General features: G+C 41.4%; 11 protein-coding genes. 4 read left to right on the forward strand and 7 right to left on the reverse strand.

Features of this window, described 5'->3' with window-relative positions:
• Position 1: 1 nt before the first annotated feature.
• The 7 genes from NCWK1_RS13575 to NCWK1_RS13610 form a co-directional block, all read right to left on the reverse strand.
• Complete coding sequence (locus NCWK1_RS13575) at positions 2 to 1,270, reverse strand: glycosyltransferase (RefSeq protein ID WP_103125079.1); 1,269 nt, start codon at positions 1,268 to 1,270, stop codon at positions 2 to 4.
• Positions 1,271 to 1,416: 146 nt separating this feature from the next.
• A complete protein-coding gene (locus tag NCWK1_RS13580) occupies positions 1,417 to 2,676 on the reverse strand; it encodes a glycosyltransferase family 2 protein (protein WP_103125080.1) in 1,260 nt (419 codons plus the stop codon).
• A gap of 288 nt (positions 2,677 to 2,964) precedes the next feature.
• Positions 2,965 to 4,224 carry a glycosyltransferase family 2 protein gene (locus NCWK1_RS13585; RefSeq protein WP_103125081.1) on the reverse strand — a complete coding sequence of 420 codons (1,260 nt, stop codon included), beginning with the start codon at positions 4,222 to 4,224 and terminating at the stop codon, positions 2,965 to 2,967.
• Between the two features lie 145 nt (positions 4,225 to 4,369).
• Positions 4,370 to 4,837: a DUF2141 domain-containing protein gene (locus NCWK1_RS13590; RefSeq protein ID WP_096583183.1), complete on the reverse strand. Its 468-nt coding sequence runs from the start codon at positions 4,835 to 4,837 to the stop codon at positions 4,370 to 4,372.
• Between the two features lie 224 nt (positions 4,838 to 5,061).
• On the reverse strand, positions 5,062 to 6,063 hold the full coding sequence (locus NCWK1_RS13600) for an NAD-dependent epimerase/dehydratase family protein (protein WP_096583181.1): 1,002 nt from the start codon (positions 6,061 to 6,063) through the stop codon (positions 5,062 to 5,064).
• 92 nt (positions 6,064 to 6,155) lie between these two features.
• Positions 6,156 to 7,334, reverse strand: a complete 1,179-nt coding sequence (gene devC, locus NCWK1_RS13605; RefSeq protein ID WP_096583179.1) for an ABC transporter permease DevC — start codon at positions 7,332 to 7,334, stop codon at positions 6,156 to 6,158.
• A 104-nt stretch (positions 7,335 to 7,438) separates the two neighbouring features.
• The gene (locus NCWK1_RS13610; protein ID WP_103125082.1) at positions 7,439 to 8,644 is read right to left on the reverse strand and encodes an ABC exporter membrane fusion protein; all 1,206 of its coding nucleotides are present in this window, start codon (positions 8,642 to 8,644) and stop codon (positions 7,439 to 7,441) included.
• 700 nt (positions 8,645 to 9,344) lie between these two features.
• Between NCWK1_RS13610 and NCWK1_RS13615 the strand changes: the two genes are divergently transcribed.
• The 4 genes from NCWK1_RS13615 (at position 9,345) to NCWK1_RS13630 (ending at position 19,222) form a co-directional block, all read left to right on the forward strand.
• Entirely contained in the window at positions 9,345 to 10,685 is a 1,341-nt protein-coding gene (locus NCWK1_RS13615) for a ParB N-terminal domain-containing protein (protein WP_103125083.1), read from the forward strand.
• A gap of 751 nt (positions 10,686 to 11,436) precedes the next feature.
• The gene (locus tag NCWK1_RS13620) at positions 11,437 to 11,715 is read left to right on the forward strand and encodes a hypothetical protein (RefSeq protein ID WP_103125084.1); all 279 of its coding nucleotides are present in this window, start codon (positions 11,437 to 11,439) and stop codon (positions 11,713 to 11,715) included.
• A 188-nt stretch (positions 11,716 to 11,903) separates the two neighbouring features.
• On the forward strand, positions 11,904 to 17,336 hold the full coding sequence (locus NCWK1_RS13625) for a type I polyketide synthase (protein ID WP_103125085.1): 5,433 nt from the start codon (positions 11,904 to 11,906) through the stop codon (positions 17,334 to 17,336).
• A gap of 155 nt (positions 17,337 to 17,491) precedes the next feature.
• Complete coding sequence (locus NCWK1_RS13630) at positions 17,492 to 19,222, forward strand: SDR family NAD(P)-dependent oxidoreductase (protein ID WP_103125086.1); 1,731 nt, start codon at positions 17,492 to 17,494, stop codon at positions 19,220 to 19,222.
• The last annotated feature ends 301 nt before the right edge of the window (positions 19,223 to 19,523 follow it).

Here is a 19,523-nt window from a genome sequence, read left to right on the forward strand (position 1 = left end):
GTTATCCCACAGTTGTAGTTTCTAGTGGTTGTGATGATTGCACCAATTCATACAGTTTGGTTTCAAATTTCTGCATACCTGCCGACCAATCAAATTCCTGAATTGAGGAACGTGCTTGGCTGGTCATTGCGGTTTTGAGTTCAGGATTTGTCAGAATGGCAATTACTTGATGAGCCAAATCTATAGGGTTATTAGGTTCACTTAAAAAACCATTAATTCCGGGAAAAACCTGTTCTGAGTTCCCGCCAGCGTTGGCTGCAACTAAAGGAGTGCCTGATGCTAGAGCTTCCATATTAGTTGTACAGAAGTTCTCGGTAACGGAGGGGTTCACAAATATATCAGCGCGTGCAAACCAACCTAACAGTTCTGTTCCGTGAGATTCTCCCCACACAGTAATTCCATTAGGAAACTTTTCTGCACGTCGGCGGATTTCTTGATCTAGCGGGCCGCTACCGATAATGACTAAATGCACATCAGGAACTTTCGTTGCAATCAGTGGAAAGGCATCTATCAGTTGAGTGACATTCTTTTCGGCAGTAACACGCCCGACAAACAACAATGTTGGTCGACTATCTTCGGGAATTGGGTTATGAATAATGTTTTGGGGGTGAAATTTTTCACTATCAATTCCTTGATAAGGAACATATTCACTACGTTGGCATTTGAGATTTTTGTACTTATTCAGCAGTTCCCTAGAAGGGAATAAATTGACATCATAAGCTTCACTAAACTGCTGTGTGAGAAATGGAATAATCAGGCTAATCAAGCTAAATAATTGATTACCTAAATAATATTTGATATAGGCAACAATATCTGTATGGAAAACTGAAATGATGGGAGTATGAGTTTGTTTCGCATATTCCACACCTACAGGACGACCATAACCTTGTAAAAAGCCTGAATATAATCCCCGCATTTGTGCGGCTTCTTCAACCACAATAATATCGGGTTGAAATTCTGCTAGTAGTTTAGTATCACTCCAATGACGATAGTTTAGTGGTTGGGGTAGAGATTTATAAAAGATTAACGGCTCTGTGGGAAATGTGTAGGAAGAAAAAGCCGGAAAAGCTTTTAACTCATCTAGCCCAGGCATGGGGCGATCGCTCACATTTTTAGGATACTTATCGTTGATTTCTGGATGGACAAGTAAAACTTGATGTCCTTGTTGTAGCAACCAGCGAACTCTTTGATGGACTGCAACGGAAACTCCTGTCAAGAAAGGAGGGTACAATCCTGTAAACAGCGCAATGCGTAGCTGTTGCTTTTGCATGATTTTAGTTAGTTTGTTAATTTTTTCTGAGAGCTTAATCAGTCAGATTACTCACACTAAAAAACTGGAATTTGAGGATTTACGCATTGCTGTGGAGATTCCATGAGTTAATTCTAAATGCAGAATTCTGACTGTTGAATTCTTCTTTAGAGAGAAACTTTGCGATCGCTGGGTTGATCTATGCTCTGATAAGGGCGATATTCTACAAGGCGGATATTCCAAGGGCCTTGAACTTTATAGGTCACACCACGCCAATGGACTGTTGGCATCTGCAATGATGCTAACATTGCTAACCCATAAATCCATTGTGTGAAAGGCAAGGCGATCGCAATTTTGCCAATCACAGCTGCTGATAGTCTTGTTACCTGTTGACCTTGAGCGCGAATTTCTGGCTGTACACTCAACTCTAAAAAGAGGATGAGCATAACTAAAGCCAACATATAAATCACATACCAACTCAGAGCTAAATTCGCACTATCTCCATCTCCAATCAATAAAGCAACTAAAAACACTACCAACAAAAGATTAGGTAGCAAAATTGTGAAAATTACATCTGTCGCTACAGCTATCCACAAAGGATGATATAAGCGAGAAGATAGCAATTGACGTTGAAACCAGTATCTTAAACTTGGTAAATCGCACTCTTCCCTATTCAACATAATTAAAGCAGGCACAAATTTGACTTGCAGTTTATGCTTACTCAAGACACTACGAATCATCGTATCTTCGCCAAAGGCTTTACCCCATTTATCGAGCAGTCCTGTTTGCTGGATTACAGAGGTTTTGATAGCTAAAGTTCCACCCCAAGGAATGCCATAGAGAAACATTTGCACAAGTGCAGAGACATTCCAGATATAGCGCACTAAAGTACCCCAATACCTACCTGTTGGGATATACCAACGATTACCTGTTGTTGCGCCTATTTTAGGGTTATGGAGAGGGGTAACTAATTCCCGCAACCAATTAGGATGCACTACAGTATCAGCATCAACTAAAGCCACTACCTTGTATGACTCATCTAGTTCTGAGATAGCTTGGATGAGAGAACTACATTTGAGACTGCAACTATTCCGGACTATTTGGAGTGGCTTGATTTCAACGTTAGTTGCACCTAGTTCATTGATAGTGTCGTGAGCTATTTGCCATGCAGGATCTTGGACGCTATCAACAACCAACTTCAAATTATATTGAGGATAATTCTGATGAAGTAGCGATCGCAAGCAATTAGGTAAAAATGGATCAGCACCACGCAGACAAAGAATCACTGCCGTTTTTGGAAGTTCCTCATCTAGTAATGGTTGTTGTGGTCGTGAAGTTAAAGACCACAACAACGCCAACACTGAACACACCTGAATAGCTAACCAAATTAATAAGCATCTAGACAGGAATATGATCAACTCATTCATTTTTGATAAACTCTACGTAATTGCATCGGAAAGATGAGCTATAAATAGCTCTTTTGACTCAGTAAACTAAACAGTCAATTGACGCAGGATTTACACAGAGTTTGTCAGATAATTTCAGATTGTAGATTTTGGATTGATTCCATAAAAAGCCATCAAATATTTAGTCAGGAATATCCAAAAAATAAAATGGGCTTCAGATCCTCGACTTTTTTAATAAGTTGGGGATCTGGTTATTCACGAATGCTTTATGCTCTAGGTTTTAACCCTTAACCTCTATTACGTCTCAACTCACAAAGATATTTTGCTATCTATTGGTTGATCCAAAAAATCATAAGCCTGGTATTCCACTAACCGGATATTCCAAGGGCCTTGGACTCGGTAAATCGCGCCCCGCCATTTAATTGTTGATCTCAATAAAGAAGAAAGTAATGCTAAACCATATACCCATTGTGTTAATGGAATAGCAAGCAACATTTTTAAGATTGTGCCAACTGATAATTTTGTCACAGACTGACCTTGAGCTAAAATCACTGGTTTAACTCCTATCTCTAATGTCAGCATGAGTAAGAGTAGTCCCAGAGTATAGATGCTATAAGCGCGAAATAATAAAGCTGCTGTTTGCCATTGTTCACCCCACAACGACACTAGTAATAAAACAATGGTGATAGTTGGAAATAAAATGCTAGAAATGACATCACCAACTATAGCTATCCATTGAGGATGATAAAGTCGAGAGTATAAAAATAGCCGCTTGAGATGATCGATTAAGCCTAACAAATCAGACTCTTCACGATTGAGCATCATCAAAGAAGGCACAAACTTGATTTGCATCCCGTGTTTTTTGAGAACTTTGTGCATCATCAAGTCTTCATTCAAAACTTTTCCCCACATATCTAGCATTCCTGTGTGGCGCAGTACTTTTGTTTTGATTGCTAAAGTACCACCCCAAGGAATGCCAAATAAGAACATCTGCACAACTGTAGATACATTACCTGAGTAACGAACTACAGAACCCCAATACTTACCAGTTGGGACATACCAACGATTACCAGTTGTCGCCCCTACCTTGGGATTTGCCAGAGGGCTGACTAATTCTCGCAACCAGTTAGGATGAACTATTGTATCAGCATCGACGAAAGCTACCACTTCGTACGCATCATCTAATTCGGCAAAAACTTGCAAAAGGGCGCTGCACTTCAGGCTGCAATTGTGACGAATTACCCTTAAATAGTTGATTTCAACGTTAGTTGCGCCTAGCTGATGAATAGTATCTTGTGCAACTTGCCATGCTGGGTCTGTTTGACTATCGACTACTAGCTTTAAATTGTATTGTGGATAATTTTGAGTTAGAAGCGATCGCAAACATTCAGATAAAAACGGATCGGCTCCACGTAAACAAAGAATCACCGCCGTTTTGGGTAGCTGTTCATCTGGTAATGAGTTTTTTCGGCTGAGGTGCAAGTACAACAAAAATACAAGTGCTAGACACACCTGAATAGCCAGCCAACCCAGCAAAGACTTAGACAGAAATATCGTCAATGCTTCCATGTAATTAGTGGGAAGGGGTATAAGGGTGCAAAGGGTGTGGGCGAAGTAATACCAATTCCCCAAAATATGGCTACATATAAGCAGCAGAGGGGCAGGGGGAGAATTATCCATTGCCTGGATTTAGAGAATTGGCATAAATTCTTCTTTATGGGTCTAGAGAGTATTTCATGACGATATTGATGCTGGTATTTTTATTAACTAAAAAACTGGCATCACGAAATTTTGGTGTACCTGTTTGAACAGAAACAGTAGGATTTTTTGAAATACCAAAGCCTTCTTTGGGGATACCAAAGAAGTCTGTATTGAGTTTGCGATCGCCATTTTGATCGTCAACAATAGCAACAGCATAAGTGCCATGTTTTAAACCTGGGAATTTCTTAATTACAGAAGTGCCTGTAATTTTAGTACAGCCGCTTTGTACTTCACTTTTGTTACTCATAGGAAATCCTTTTTCCCCGGCGTAAATCCGAAAGCAAATATCACCTTTTTGGTGACGAATATTGTTAACTGCAATGGTTAAAGTAGCGGTTTGTTCTGCGGTAACTGGTTTAATACAATAAATGCTGACTACAGAAGAAATGAGAAAGTAAGACCAACGTGCAATTTTACGCATGATGATTCATTCAAGAGTAATGTTGGTTGTTTTAAACGCAAAGTATCGCTGAGTTTAACGCAGTGAGACCAGCCCCCGTCTTGGCGGTCTCCGTCACGATGGGGGACTGGCGAACCCGAAGGGAGTCACGCAGAGAATGAGTTCCAATTTATCTGGGTGCATCTGCGATTAATTATTTCTGGATAAACTTTGGATAAAATAGCTATAAAGTAATATCCTCAAAGCTATTTTACTAGTTGCTGGATGTCAGTTTTTTGCACCCATGCTGATGTTTTACGTAAGCCTTCTTCTAAATCAATTTTTGGTTTGTAATCCAATAAAGTTTGGGCTTTGGTAATAGAATAAGCGTAGGGACGAGTCATAAAATCAACTGATTCTGGCAGAATATCAGCTTTTTTACGGAATAGTTTTTGTCCTTGGCTGCGAATTTTGAGAAATAGTTTGATTTCATCTTTGGCAACAGACATAGGAGCCTGTAACCCTTCGGTTGCAGCCAAGCGCATAAAATACTCTTTCCAGGAAGTTTCTTGACCGTCGGTAATATTAAAAACTTCACCGTAAGCTTCTTTTTGGATAGCCAAGAACATGGCATCAATCAGATTATCTATATATAGATGATTGATAACTCCTTTACCATCGTTAGCATAAGCGAATAGCTTTTGTCGCATCATCAATAATGGTCTGACTATCCAAGGGATACATCCAGGGCCATAGACATCACCAGCACGAATCACTATCACACCGAAGTCTGGTGGAGAATTTAGGGGTAAGAGTTCTGCTTCTGCTTCGATTTTGCTTTGACAGTAAGGATTATTGTCGCCAGATAAACGGTCAGACTCAGTGATGTTATTGGGATAATCAAAGCCGTAGACCATTACGCTGGAGAGGTGAAGGAAAGTTTTTACTCCAGCACCTTTAGCAGCTTTGGCCATATTGATGGTACCGCTGACATTGATTTCCCGAAATTCTTTGATGGGGCCAGCTTCTTGGGTAAGTTGGGCAGTGTGGAGAACGATATCTACTCCCTGACAAGCTTTTTGGGCAATTTTAGGGTCAGTAATACTACCAACGATAACCTCTACACCTAAATTTTGGGCTATGGTGCGATCGCTTGAACTTTGTAGTCCGCGTACCTTCATTCCCTGCGCTATGGCTAACTCGGCTGCACGCAAGCCAATAAAATCGTCAATCCCAGTAATTAGCAGGGTTGTGTTTTGTAAGTTCATCAGGAGTTATTATCTTACTAAAGTTTGATTTTTAGATAGAAGGTTGAATGCTAAAGGATGAACATTCTTTCATACTTCATCCTTCACACTTTTTAGAAAATATCTGCCGGGTCAGCAGAACGTAATTTGTTAATTGCAAGTGCGCCAGAAGTAATACACATTAAAACTGCTGAAATAAATACAATCAGGGCATTATTTGCTGTCATCATAATGGGTAATTTTGTCGCTTCCATCGCAAAGTCGTACAAAATTATAGAAGTCAAAAATCCTGGTATATATGAAGCAATTGCCAAGATTAAAGCTTGTTGAAAGACAACATTTAACAAATAAGAATTTGGATAGCCAATGGCTTTTAAAGTTGCATACGCAATAAATTGAGTTGCAATATTACTGTAGAGAATTTGGTAAACAATAACTACACCGACAACAGAAGCCATCGTCAACATTAAGTTAAGAATGAAACCAATGGGTGTTCTGTCAGCCCAATATTGTTTCTCAAAATTGATAAAGCCTTGACGCGTAAACACCAGGACATCATTAGGTAAATTGGCTTGCAAATTTTCTAAAACTTTTTCTTTATCAGCGTTAGGCTTCAAGGTAATCACGCCTATATCGATTTTTTCTGCTGGACGAGTATTCGGATTTATCCGCAGAAAAGTTGAGTCGCTGACAATTAAGTTACCATCTACACCAAAGGAAGGGCCTAAGCTAAATAATCCACCTACTCGCACGTTGTAGCCAATGGGTCCATCAAAGGGAAATATTTCAATTGTCTGTTCAGTATCTCCCTGGTCAAATTTGGCAGCAATTGGCCCAAACTCTGGTCGAGAATTCCGGTCAAATAGCATGACATCAGGAATTTTCAGTTTGTCCAAATTTTGCTCAATCTCTGGGATATTCATCACAGGATTTCCTGGGTCAAAGCCAATCACGTATATGGAATATTTCTCACCAGTAGCAGGATTTTTTAACTTAGCAAATTGTAAATACATGGGGCTAACAGATTCAACGCCTTCAAACCCCAAAGATTGATACAAACGAGTTCGAGAAAAGCTTTGGCTAGATGTCAAAGACTTATATTGTGAACTAACTAAAAATAAATCTCCGCGTAAGCCTTGATGCACTGCGGTAGCGCTAGAATATAGTGCATCTTGAAAGCCTAGCTGGACAAACATCAACAGCACAATAAAAGCAATTCCAGCTACAGCAACAACAAAACGAATCTTTTGTTGGGCTAACTGTAGCCACGCTAAAGGAATCTTAAAATTCATGGATTCACGGGTTATTTGTTATTTATCATTTGTCATTGGTCATTAGTGATTCATTATTTTTTCTTCTAACTTTTGACCATTGACTTTTGACTTTTGACTCTTGACTATATTTGAATAGCGACATCCACTTGCAAGTTAGTCAAACGCGCTACTCTTTGACTATCTGCGGGGTTATCAATGGATATTTTTACTTCAATAATTCTGCGGTCTGTATCAGATCTGGGGTTAAGACTAAAGATGCTTTGTTTATCAACTTGCCAACCAATTTCTTTGACAGTTCCCTGTAATTTTCCAGCAAATGCAGCACTGCTAATGCTGGCTTTTTGACCTACACGTACATTTTGAATATCGGTTTGATAGACTTCTGCAACTACATACATTTGCGATATCTTCCCGATTTCTGCAAAACCTGCGGTGTTGATAACTTCACCTGTTTTTGCGTGAATTTTGAGGATTTTACCGTCAATGGGAGCTTTAATGTAAGTTAAGTCTTGGTCAGCTTTAGCTTGTTTAATTGCAGTCACAGCACTTTTAACTTCAGTTTGGGCTGCATCAACATCTACAGAACGTACTTCACTGATACTGTTGAGTCTGGCTTTAGCTTCTGTTTGTTGGTCTTTTAGAGTATTTTGTGTACGGATAAGCGCAGCTTTAGCTTCTGTTAATTGCTCTTGAGTTGTCTTAAGTTGTAAAGCTTTGCTGTCGGCAACAGAAGCAGCGATCGCACCTTGTTTGTATAATTGCTGATAGCGATCGTTCTCGGTTTGAGCGTTGTTTACTTGAGCTTGAATACGGTTAATTGTTGCCTGTTGAGTCGCAACTTCTCCTTTTAGTTGTGACTCTAAATTCGCAATGGTTGCTTTTTGTGCGTCGATATCTCCAGATTTAGCACCAGCTTTTACCTGTGCTAATTTAGCTTTGGCAACTTGCAATTTATCTAAAGACTGTTGCAAAGCTGCTGTAGCACGAGCATAATCTTCTAAATACGCCAATACTTGTCCTGCTTTAACTTCATCACCTTCTTTCACCAACAGTTTCTCAACACGCACACCGTTGATGGAATTTGGTGCAGATAAATAAGTAACTTTACCTTCTGGCTGCAAACGTCCTAAAGCTGTGATTGCAAGTTTAACAGGTACAGGTTTTGGTGGATTTGCTTGAGTTGTTTGCAGGGGAACACGAGAAAATTTTGGTGCAACACTGTAAAAAGTTCCTAGCCCAGCAGCAGCGATAGTGAGAGAAGCTGCTAACATTATTTGCCACCGACTTAGGGGTTTTGTAAACAACTGGCTGTATTTTCTTAGTGCCATATTTTTATTCCAATTGTGCTATGCCAGGAAAGTGCCTAAATGGCTATAATTTCAGCGATCGCATTATCAACGCTGAAGTTTGAAGGATAATACTTCAGCCTGTTACTAGTTAGTTTTCGGTAAATTGTTGTACGCCTTTACACCACTATTAATTACTAATTTTGCGGAGAAATTACAGCAGGCGTGACTCTAAATCTTTCTCAGTTTTATCCTAATTTCTCATCAAATCCAGTATTCTAAAATACGATAGTGCTAACCAAAAAATTTAAATTTACTCAAATGAAGCGTTTAGGAAAACTGGATAAACTGTGTCCAATTATTGCAAAGCACTTTAATCTTGTCAACCAATTGACATTGCTTAAGTTAGCTTTTAATGACTATCAGGAAGGTGAGAGGTTATAGGTTACAGGTAACAGCAATAGGTATGATATTTTTTATTACTAACAATTTGTTGTGTTTAATACACTTTATGTGTTAAACACAATAAAATCTCATGTTTAAACTCACTCATTAAGTAAGGATATCAACACAATAGTTATTCTTTTACCTGTTACCTATCACTTCAATTTTGTAATATTCATTACCTTTCTTAGATTTCAGGAACAAAACTTGCAGTTTTCACTCACTAACTAAAATGTTGCATCTTGATTTTGCGTGTTATCTTGGGTGTTTTAACTGAAGTTATATAAAAACAGTAATTATGCCTGCAATTTCTGTAAATCAAATTCATATAGGTTCTAACCGCCGTCCTGTCAATGCTAATAAAGTTAATGAGTTAAAAGACTCCATTAAGGCGAATGGCTTATTAAACCCCATCACGGTAGATCAGAATTTGAACTTGATTGCTGGGTTACATCGGCTCACAGCTTGTAAGCTTTTGGGGCTAGAAGCTATTGAATGTAATGTTGTTAACTATCAAGACGCTGACCAAGCGCGGCTGGCGGAAATTGACGAAAACTTGATTCGCAATGAGTTAGAACCTTTAGAACGTTCTGAATTATGGTTAGAACGTGACCAGATTTTAGAACGGATGGGGTTGCGGGCGAAACCTGGGGATAACCAGCATACTCTCAAAGGTGGTGAAATAATTTCACCACCTCCCAAAAGAACTATTGAGTTAGCTAAAGAAGTTGGCTACTCTGAACGAACTTTTCAGCATGGGAAACAAATTGCGAAAAGTATCCATCCAGATGTCAAAGAGATGATTAAGGGTACACCTCTAGCTGAGAGTCCCACGATATTACTGAAAATCGCTAGGGCTGGGAGTGAAGAGCGCACCTTAGCCGAAACAGCACAAAAGGCTGTGGAGTTAGCCCAACAGCAGGGAGATAAACAAACTACAGCCCAGCAAACTCAATTAATTGCAGAAGCCACAAGAAAGCAAAAAGAGTTACAGATATTAGCTTTTAAAAGTGCTATGGCGGAGCGAGAAGCAAAATTGGCGATGAAAAAGGTGCAACGCCAGGTAGAACAAGTAATTGAGCAGCCAAAAGCTAATTTAGAACCTGTGATCAAGGTTGGTGAAGAATGGATGCTAGGGAGACATTTGGTTTATTGTGGCGATACTTACACTTCACAGTTTCGCAATCTGTTACCTTCAGATGCAGCACTGGCGATCGCTACTGTATCCTCTACATGGCAACATAATTATTTAGTAGACGAAGCCAGAGTTGTGGCTGTCCTCCGTTCTGAAGGACAAATTTACGACTTTTACAAAAATAACAAAATGCCATTTCAATATGAGTTGTTAGTAAATAACCTTTATATAGGCATTTTTTCTCATCATCCAATTGCTAAACCACAATCACCAATTCACATCGAAGGTGTTGAAGGTATTGTGAATTACTTAATCAATTTCTACACCAGTTCCAATAATTTTGTGATTGCTCCGTTTATGGGACATGGTGAAATCTTGATTGCTTGCGAAAGATTGGGACGCATCTGTTTTATCGGCGATGAAACCCCGTCATTAGTCAGTCGCGGCGTAATGCGTTGGCAGCAATGGACTAGCAAGCCAGCAAAAAAAATGTTGAGCGTTTAATTCCAGAAATAACATCATTTGTGAGAAGTTAAATTCCAGACTTTTAAAAGAGGTCGAGGATCTGAATATCTCTTCTTATGTAACATTTTTGGCAGATATTCATTACAAGCCTTTAAATGTTTGCAATCCGTGAAATGTCATCAATAGATTGTTTATGCTGTACTTTCCAAATATTTAATATTTGCTTGATTCATAACTTCTTGGTGTTAGTTTTTGCCTTATTTTTGAAATTCATCAAAAAGTTAGCTCAGATTATGATGTTCTGTTGAAATAACGAGATATATGCTGATGTATTTGTTCAATAATTTTCTACTAAGTACCTTGATTTTGAGAATAGCTAATAAATTAAGCTGTAGCTGGGATAGAAAGTGCGATCGCACAAATTATTCATTACTAAATATGAGTTATCAAATATACTTGTATGTCACATTTTGTTTAACATTGACATCAGCCAAAAGCCAGATTTTTTTCTTAAAATCCCTTGAAGAAATGATTTAGTTTGTGTGAAGTGTGCTATTCTTTTTATTAATTCACCTCTTCAAAGCGGAACGGAAACAGAACACAATTATCGCCCTTGAAGATGAGAAACCTACTATACAAAGTCGCATCACCATCACCTTGTAAATGTTGAGTATTTTTGTCAAATCGCTATGAAATTCAAAGTAGAGGTGATGTTCTTTCGGTAACGAACTTGTCAGCTTTTCTGGGTCGAATTTCGTACAATATATTATCCTGGACGTTGAAACTGGCTATGGCATTTATCAAGATACAGAACGTTGTCATTAATACCAGCTACGTTGCTGCTGTTAAGCTAGATAATCAAACGAGCTTCGGAGAAAAAAGCGTTTCTGTCCTAATAGCTACTCCTAAGTTTCCAGTGTTCCAGTTAGATACAATCACGCAAAACTTCTACCATTACGAATGGCTTGAATTCACTGGTCAAGCTGCTAACGCGCTTCAAGATTATTTTACCAGTTTCAACAACGTTATTGACTTGCTACCACAATATCAAGAAAAGTGTGAAGTATGAAGTATGAAAGGCTTCATCTTTAATTCTAAAACTTCATTTGTATTGTGTGGTGTTTGTTAGGAAAAAAGCATTTAGCCTTCACGCATAGGATAGCTAGTTGCTTGTCACAACAGACAGATACTTTTTGACGGGTAACAAAGACTACTGTAGCTTCACAATCCACAGTAATTAAAAACTGTCTATGTCCTATGTCTGCTTATTCAATTGATACTGCTTTGGCCGAGTTGGAAGCCCAGATCAACAGTTGTGAAAAAACTTTGATTAGGTATATAGAGGAAAAAAAGATGACGACAGACAAACCAATGTCGATTAACAAACTTAACAGACAATTGCAACAAAATCCTATAGCAATCGTTGGCATGGCTTCGCTATTTGCGAAAGCCAGAAATTTGCGAGAATATTGGCAAAATATCATTAACAAAATCGATTGTATTACTGATGTACCCTCTTCCCACTGGAGCGTAGAAGATTATTATGACCCCAACCCCAGAACCCCAGAAGATAAAACTTATTGTAAACGCGGTGGTTTTATTCCAGAGGTTGATTTTAACCCAATGGAATTTGGTATTCCGCCCAGCATTTTAGAAGTAACTGATGTTTCGCAATTACTCAGTTTGGTAGTTGCAAAAGAAGCAATGGAAGATTCTGGCTATGGTGAATCTCGTGAGTTTAGCCGCGAAACAACTGGGGTAGTTCTCGGTGTGGCGATGGCTAAACAGTTAGGAATGCCACTAGCTGCACGGTTAGAGTATCCTATCTGGGAAAAGGTTCTTAAAAGCAGTGGTCTTTCTGACGAAGATACCAAAAAAATCGTTGACAAAATTAAAGCAGCCTACGTTAAGTGGGATGAGAACGCCTTCCCCGGAATGCTGGCTAACGTCGTGGCTGGACGCATCGCCAACCGCTTGAATTTCGGCGGGATTAACTGTGTAGTTGACGCGGCTTGTGCTAGTTCCTTCGGTGCATTGAAATTAGCTATCAGCGAACTAGTCGAACATCGCGCTGATATGATGCTGACTGGTGGTGTGGATACAGACAACACCATCATGGCTTACATCTCCTTCAGCAAAACCCCGGCAGTTTCTCCCAGTGAAAGTGTGAAACCTTTCGATGCTAAGTCTGACGGGATGATGCTGGGTGAAGGTATTGGGATGATTGTTCTCAAGCGTCTAGAAGATGCAGAACGGGACAACGATAAAATCTATGCCGTAATTAAAGGCATCGGTACTTCCAGCGATGGCCGCTATAAGAGTATTTATGCACCTCGCAAAGAAGGTCAAGTAACTGCCTTGCGCCGCGCTTATGAAGATGCTGGTTTCTCTCCCGCTACCGTCGGTCTGATGGAAGCCCACGGTACGGGGACAATGGCTGGCGACCCCACCGAATTCGGTTCTTTAAGAGACTTTTTTGGGGTACACGACCAGAAAAGACAGCACATCGCTTTAGGTAGTGTGAAATCCCAAATCGGACACACCAAAGCGGCTGCGGGTGCGGCAAGTTTAATTAAAACTGCTTTGGCACTGCATCACAAAATTTTACCGCCAACTATTAATATTACTGAGCCGAACCCCAAACTCGACATTAACAACTCGGCATTTTATCTTAATACTGAAACAAGACCTTGGATTCGTCCAGAAGGCGATGCACCAAGACGCGCGGGTGTAAGTTCTTTCGGGTTTGGTGGGACAAACTACCACGTCGTTTTAGAAGAATACGAAGCTGGACAAAATCAACCTTACCGGATACACAGCACACCCCAAGAAATCCTGCTGTTTGCTGAGAACCCAGCGCAACTACTCAGCAAGTGTGAAGCCGATTTATGGAAGTTGCAATCAGAAGGTGCTGAGAGACACTTTTCTCAGTTGATGCAAGATAGTCAGTCACTCGAAATTCCCCAAACTGCGGCGAGAGTTGGCTTTGTTGCTGAGAACCTACAAGAAGCTTGCAAGTTGCTGCAAATCAGCATCGACTGGCTAAAACTCAAAGGTGCAGCCGCATCTTGGGAACATCCCCAAGGTATTTACTACCGCGCCTCTGGGATGGAATTAGGCGGTAAAGTTGTCGCCCTGTTCTCTGGTCAAGGTTCCCAATACCTAGAAATGGGTCGGGAATTGGTGATGAATTTCCCACAGATGCAGCGTTTGCATGGTTACATGGATAGCCTGTTACTCAAAGATAACTTGCAGCCTCTCTCAGAAATCGTCTTCCCCCGCCCGACCTTTGAAGCAGCCGAGAAAAACGCGCAAGTTGCTGCACTGCAACGCACAGAATACGCGCAACCTGCCATTGGTGTTTTCAGTGCTGGGTTGTATTCTATCCTGCAAAAAGCTGGTTTCAAATCTGATTTCGTTGCTGGACACAGTTTTGGTGAACTAACTGCATTGTGGGCTGCGGGTGTGTTGAGTGAGCAAGATTACTTGTTCTTGGTGAAAGCTAGGGGTCAAGCGATGGCTGCGCCAGAAGACCCAGACCACGACGCAGGTACAATGTTGGCGGTCAAAGAAGACATCAACAAAATTGAGCCGATACTGAAGCACTATCCACAAGTATCCATTGCTAACTTTAATTCTCCGACTCAGGTAGTGTTAGCAGGGCCGACCGCAGAAATCGCTAAGGTTCGTCAGACTTTGCAAGAACAGGGTTATGCAGCTGTACCGTTGCCTGTTTCCGCAGCTTTCCACACTTCACTGATTGCTTTCGCGCAGAAGTCCTTTGCGATCGCTACTAAGTCAGTCAAATTCAATACCGCTACAACTCCAGTTTTCAGCAATGTTACTGGCAAGCCTTATCCCCAAGACCCCACAGGAATGCAGCGCATCCTGGAAACACATCTTGCAAGTTCGGTGCTGTTTAAACAGGAAATTGAGAATATTTACGCGGCTGGTGGTTCTTGTTTTGTGGAATTCGGGCCGAAACGAATTCTAACTAACTTAGTTAAGGATATTTTAGGCGATCGCCCTCATATTACCATCTCGTTGAATCCTAGCACTCAGAAGAACAGCGATCGTTCTCTGCGGGAAGCAGCAGTGCAAATGCGCGTCATTGGGATGCAGTTGAAGAACCTTGACCCCTATCAAGTTCAACCTGCACTACCTCCGGCGGAGAAAAAGAAAACCTTGAGTGTGCGTCTCAACGGGATTAACTACGTTTCGGAAAAAACTAGAAACGGTTTCAAGGAAGCTTTGGAGAGTGGCCATAAGGTTTCTTTACAAAGTGCTGAGTTGAAAGTGCTGAGTGCTGAGTTGAAAGACCAGTTACAAGAACAAGCTACTGAAGTGGAACTAAAGCAAGTGGCGTTGGGAGAACAACCTTCTCCTGATAACAATGTTCTCCCCACAATTGACTCAGCACGGGCTAAACGCCCCGCTACCGCTAACAGCACTCAGCACTCAGCACTCAGCACTCAGCACTCAGCACTAAGTATGAAACTAGCCCAGGAAACTGATATGCCAAAACCTGAAAACTTGGTAAATTACCAGCGAATGCTAGAAAGCTTAGAGTACCTGCTGACCCAATTCCAAAAGAATCAATCTGATAACTTACAAACTCACGGTCAGTACCTCAACCATCAGATGGAATACACTAAAGCATTCTTCCAACTGATGCAGCAGCAAAACGCTTTGTTCGCTAACGCCAAGTCTTCCCAAGAGGTAGCGCAACTGAAGCTAGTGGTGATGGAAGGTGTAGAACGCAGCATGATGCAGTTTCACTCTCAACAAGGTGAAACTCTCCGCATCCATGAACAATATCTTCTGGAACAGGTGGAATACGCCAAAAACTTCTTCAATCTGATTCAGCAACAATATTCACAGCTGATTGCTGGTGGTGTTGCAGTTGAACCAACCAATACCCCTGTCAGCGATACACCTGTACCTGTAACCACTAAAATTGTTGCACCAACCACTCCAGTAGTTGAGCCTGTAGCGAAAAACGGCAATGGTAACGGTCATGTTTCTAAACCTGTTGAAACACCAGTTGCACCAGCACCTCAGCCTGTAGCAGTTGCAACTACACCTGTAATCGAAACACCAGTTGCACCAGCACCTCAACCTGTAGCGGTTGCACCCACACCTGTAATTGAAACACCAGTTGTACCAGTACCAGTAGTTGAAGCACCTGTTGTTTTCACTCCCACGCCGGTAGTTGAAACACCCGCACCAGTAGTCCAAATTCCTACACCTCAGCCTGTAGCTGTAGTTAGCGCACCTGTTGTAGCTGCACCTGCGGTTGATGTCTCCGACTTAGACAAAAATCTGCTGGCAATTATCAGTGACAAAACTGGCTACCCAGTTGAGATGCTGGAACTCGAAATGGACATGGAAGCCGACTTGGGTATTGACTCCATCAAACGAGTTGAAATCTTGGGTGGATTACAAGAAATGTATCCTAACTTACCCAAGCCCAACTTAGAAGAACTAGCAGAAAAACGCAGCATCGGCGACATCATTTCATATCTGCAATCTAATGCTTCGGGAAATCCTAGTGTCGGAGTTGCAGTGCTACCCGCGCCAGTCGCACTAGAAATGCCAGTCGCTACTACCATACCTGTAGTTCCTGTAGCACCTGCACCTGAACCAGTAGTAATTGCTGAAACTCCAGTCGTAGAGATTGTAGAAGATACTACAGATTACGCAGATATCGCCCAAACACTCCTAAATATTACTAGCGATAAAACTGGCTACCCAGTCGAGATGCTGGAACTCGAAATGGACATGGAAGCCGACTTAGGTATCGACTCCATCAAACGGGTAGAAATTCTGGGAGCAATGCAAGAAACGTACCCCAACCTACCCAAGCCAAACGTTGAAGACTTAGGCGACTTACGAACCATCGGTCAAATAGTTGAGTATCTGCAACGCCTAGTTGCGGATGAAAAAAAAAAGCCTGATTCTAACTGGGACTTCCAGCCAGTCCAAGTAATCGATAACGTTGCGCGTCGTCCCGCGCAACTAAAAATCCTCCCACTACCCGACAGCTTAGAGTTCAGTTTACCAGAGGGACACATCTGCTTAATCACAGATGATGGCTCCCTCACTACCTCCCACGTAGTCCAAACCCTGTGCGATCGCGGTTGGAAAGTAGTAGTATTAAACTTCCCCCAAGCTATCATCGCTCAACAAGCACCCTTACCTGCTGGTGTAGAACGCATCACCCTCGCAGATATGAGTGAAGAATTACTCCAACACAAATTATCCGCGATCGCAACTAATATTGGCACAATTGGCAGCTTCATTCATATCCATCCACAGGCTGTAGAACAGGACAAAGCGATAGTTAAGCACATCTTCTTTGTAGCTAAACACTTGAAGAAATCCCTCACCGAAACCGCCAACTACACCCGCAGTTCCTTCCTGACAGTAGCGCGCTTAGATGGAGCATTTGGGTTAGAGCATAACACTAATTATGGAGCGATCGCAGGTGGTTTATTTGGACTTACCAAAACCCTAAGATGGGAATGGCCAAAAGTATTCGCTCGTTCAATTGATTTGAGTCCAGCAATAGAGCCACAAAAATCGGCTGAACATATTATTGGCGAACTGTGTGACTCAAATCTTTATATCAATGAAGTAGGTTACGGTTCGCAAGGGCGAGTTACTTTGAAGGCTTCCGTGATTAAGTAATCACGCAGAGACGCAGAGGCGCGGAGAAGAGCGCACAGAATAACTCTCATTCCTCTGTGTTCTCCCGAAGTTTGCTCAACGCGGGGAACCCGCGCACGCAACTTCTCTCTGTGTCTCTGTGGTTCGTTTAAATAAATTCTCAAATTCAAATAAATATGACAACAGCAACTCAGGTTCGTTCTTCCTCAGTATTTCTCGTCAGTGGCGGTGCGAAAGGAATCACCTCCCTCTGCGTTAAAAAACTCGCACAACAACAACCTTGCACATTTATACTCCTCGGTCGTTCCGAAATATTAGAAAACGAACCAGACTTCGCCAAAGATTGTTTTGAAGATGCTGCATTAAAAAAACGCATCATGGAAAATCTTCTCGCTCAAGGTGAGAAACCTACACCCATGAGTGTGCAGAAGATATATAACAAAATTGCTTCCAGCCGCGAAATTAAACAGACACTAGCAGAACTTCAAGCCACAGGTGCAAAAGTTGAATATCTGAGTGCTGATGTGACAAATGTTGCTGAACTACAACAAAAACTAGCAGCGACCGTTGCACGTACTGGTGCAATTACTGGCATTATTCACGGTGCTGGTAACTTAGCTGATAAATTAATCGAAAAGAAAACCGACCAAGACTTTGAAAAAGTTTATACAGCTAAAGTTCAAGGCTTAGAAAATCTACTGAATTGCGTTAACCCCAATCAACTAGAACAGTTAGTATTGTTCTCCTCCGTAACTGGATTTTACGGGAATATTGGGCAATCCGATTATGCGATCGCTAACGAAATTCTCAACAAATCAGCCCATCTATTCAAACAAAACCATCCCAATTGTCACGTAGTTGCAATCAACTGGGGCGGTTGGGATAGCGGTATGGTAACACCAGAACTCAAAAAAGCCTTCGCCGAACGCGGAATTGATATCATCCCCGTCGATATCGGCGCACAAATGTTAGTCAACGAACTGCATCCCGCACACCACGACTCTACCCAAGTAGTTATCGGTAGCCCCACAATTCGCCCACCCGCACCCTTAGATGCAGAACTCAAAAGCTACCGCATTCGTCGCCGCATCGTATTAGAAGCAAACCCCTTTTTATATGATCATGTCATCGCTGGTTCTCCTGTATTACCAGCAACCTGCGCCATGTCTTGGATGATTAACGCTTGTGAAGAATTGCATCCAGGTTATCGCTATTTAAGTTGTAAAGAATTCAAAGTTCTCAAAGGAATTACCTTTGCTAACTCCAACGTCAGCGAACACATTCTCGAAATCCAAGAACTCGCCAAAAGTGAATCTGAATTTGTCGAATTACAAACCACAATCTTAAGTAAAACACCCGAAGGGAAAACTCATTATCACTTCCGCGCCCAAATCAAAATCGTGCGGAAAATGCCAGAAGCACCCATTTACGAATCAGTAAACTTCACCGAAGATAACATCATTACCGCTACTGGCACAGACTTTTATCAAAAAGATAGCTCCTCATTATTCCACGGCCCAGCATTTCAAAAAATCACCAGAGTCATCAACATTACCCCCGAAAAAATTACCGCCGAATGCTATTGGGCTTCAATTTCTGCTCAAAAACAAGGGCAATTTCCTGTTAACTGGCACAACCCATATTCCAACGATTTAAGCACACAACCCCTATGGATTTGGCTCAACCATTTCCATCAAGAAATTTGCTTACCAGGACAACTAACCCACTCCGAACAATTCCGCGCCTTACCTTGCGATGAACCCTTCTATGTTTCCTGCGAAGTGAAAGCAAAAACAGCAACAGGCGTAACCGCAGACTATTACATTCACGACCGCGAAGGTAAAATATACTCTCGCATCCTCGGAGCCAAAGCAGTCATTTGGCCTATGAGAATGATGAACAAATAATTAACATATAAACGCAGAGGCTCGCGGAGGTAAACGCAGCGAAAAGTTGCGTGCGGGGGTTCCCCCCGTTGAGCAAACTTTTCAAGACAAAGTTACGCGGAGAATTATCTGCGTTTAAAATAGCAATAGTAAACTCATTTCTATTCTCTGTAACTCTCCTCTTCTTTGCGCTCTTTGCGTCCTTCGCGGTTCGTTAAAAAAATACTCTGGGAAAACACACCTTCCCAACTCTCCGCGCCTCTGCGCCTCTGCGTGAAATAAACTCTTAATTTCCACTCCGGGGAACACCGTAAATCCTAAA

The organism is Nostoc cycadae WK-1 (assembly GCF_002897135.1).
GTDB lineage: Bacteria > Cyanobacteriota > Cyanobacteriia > Cyanobacteriales > Nostocaceae > Nostoc_B.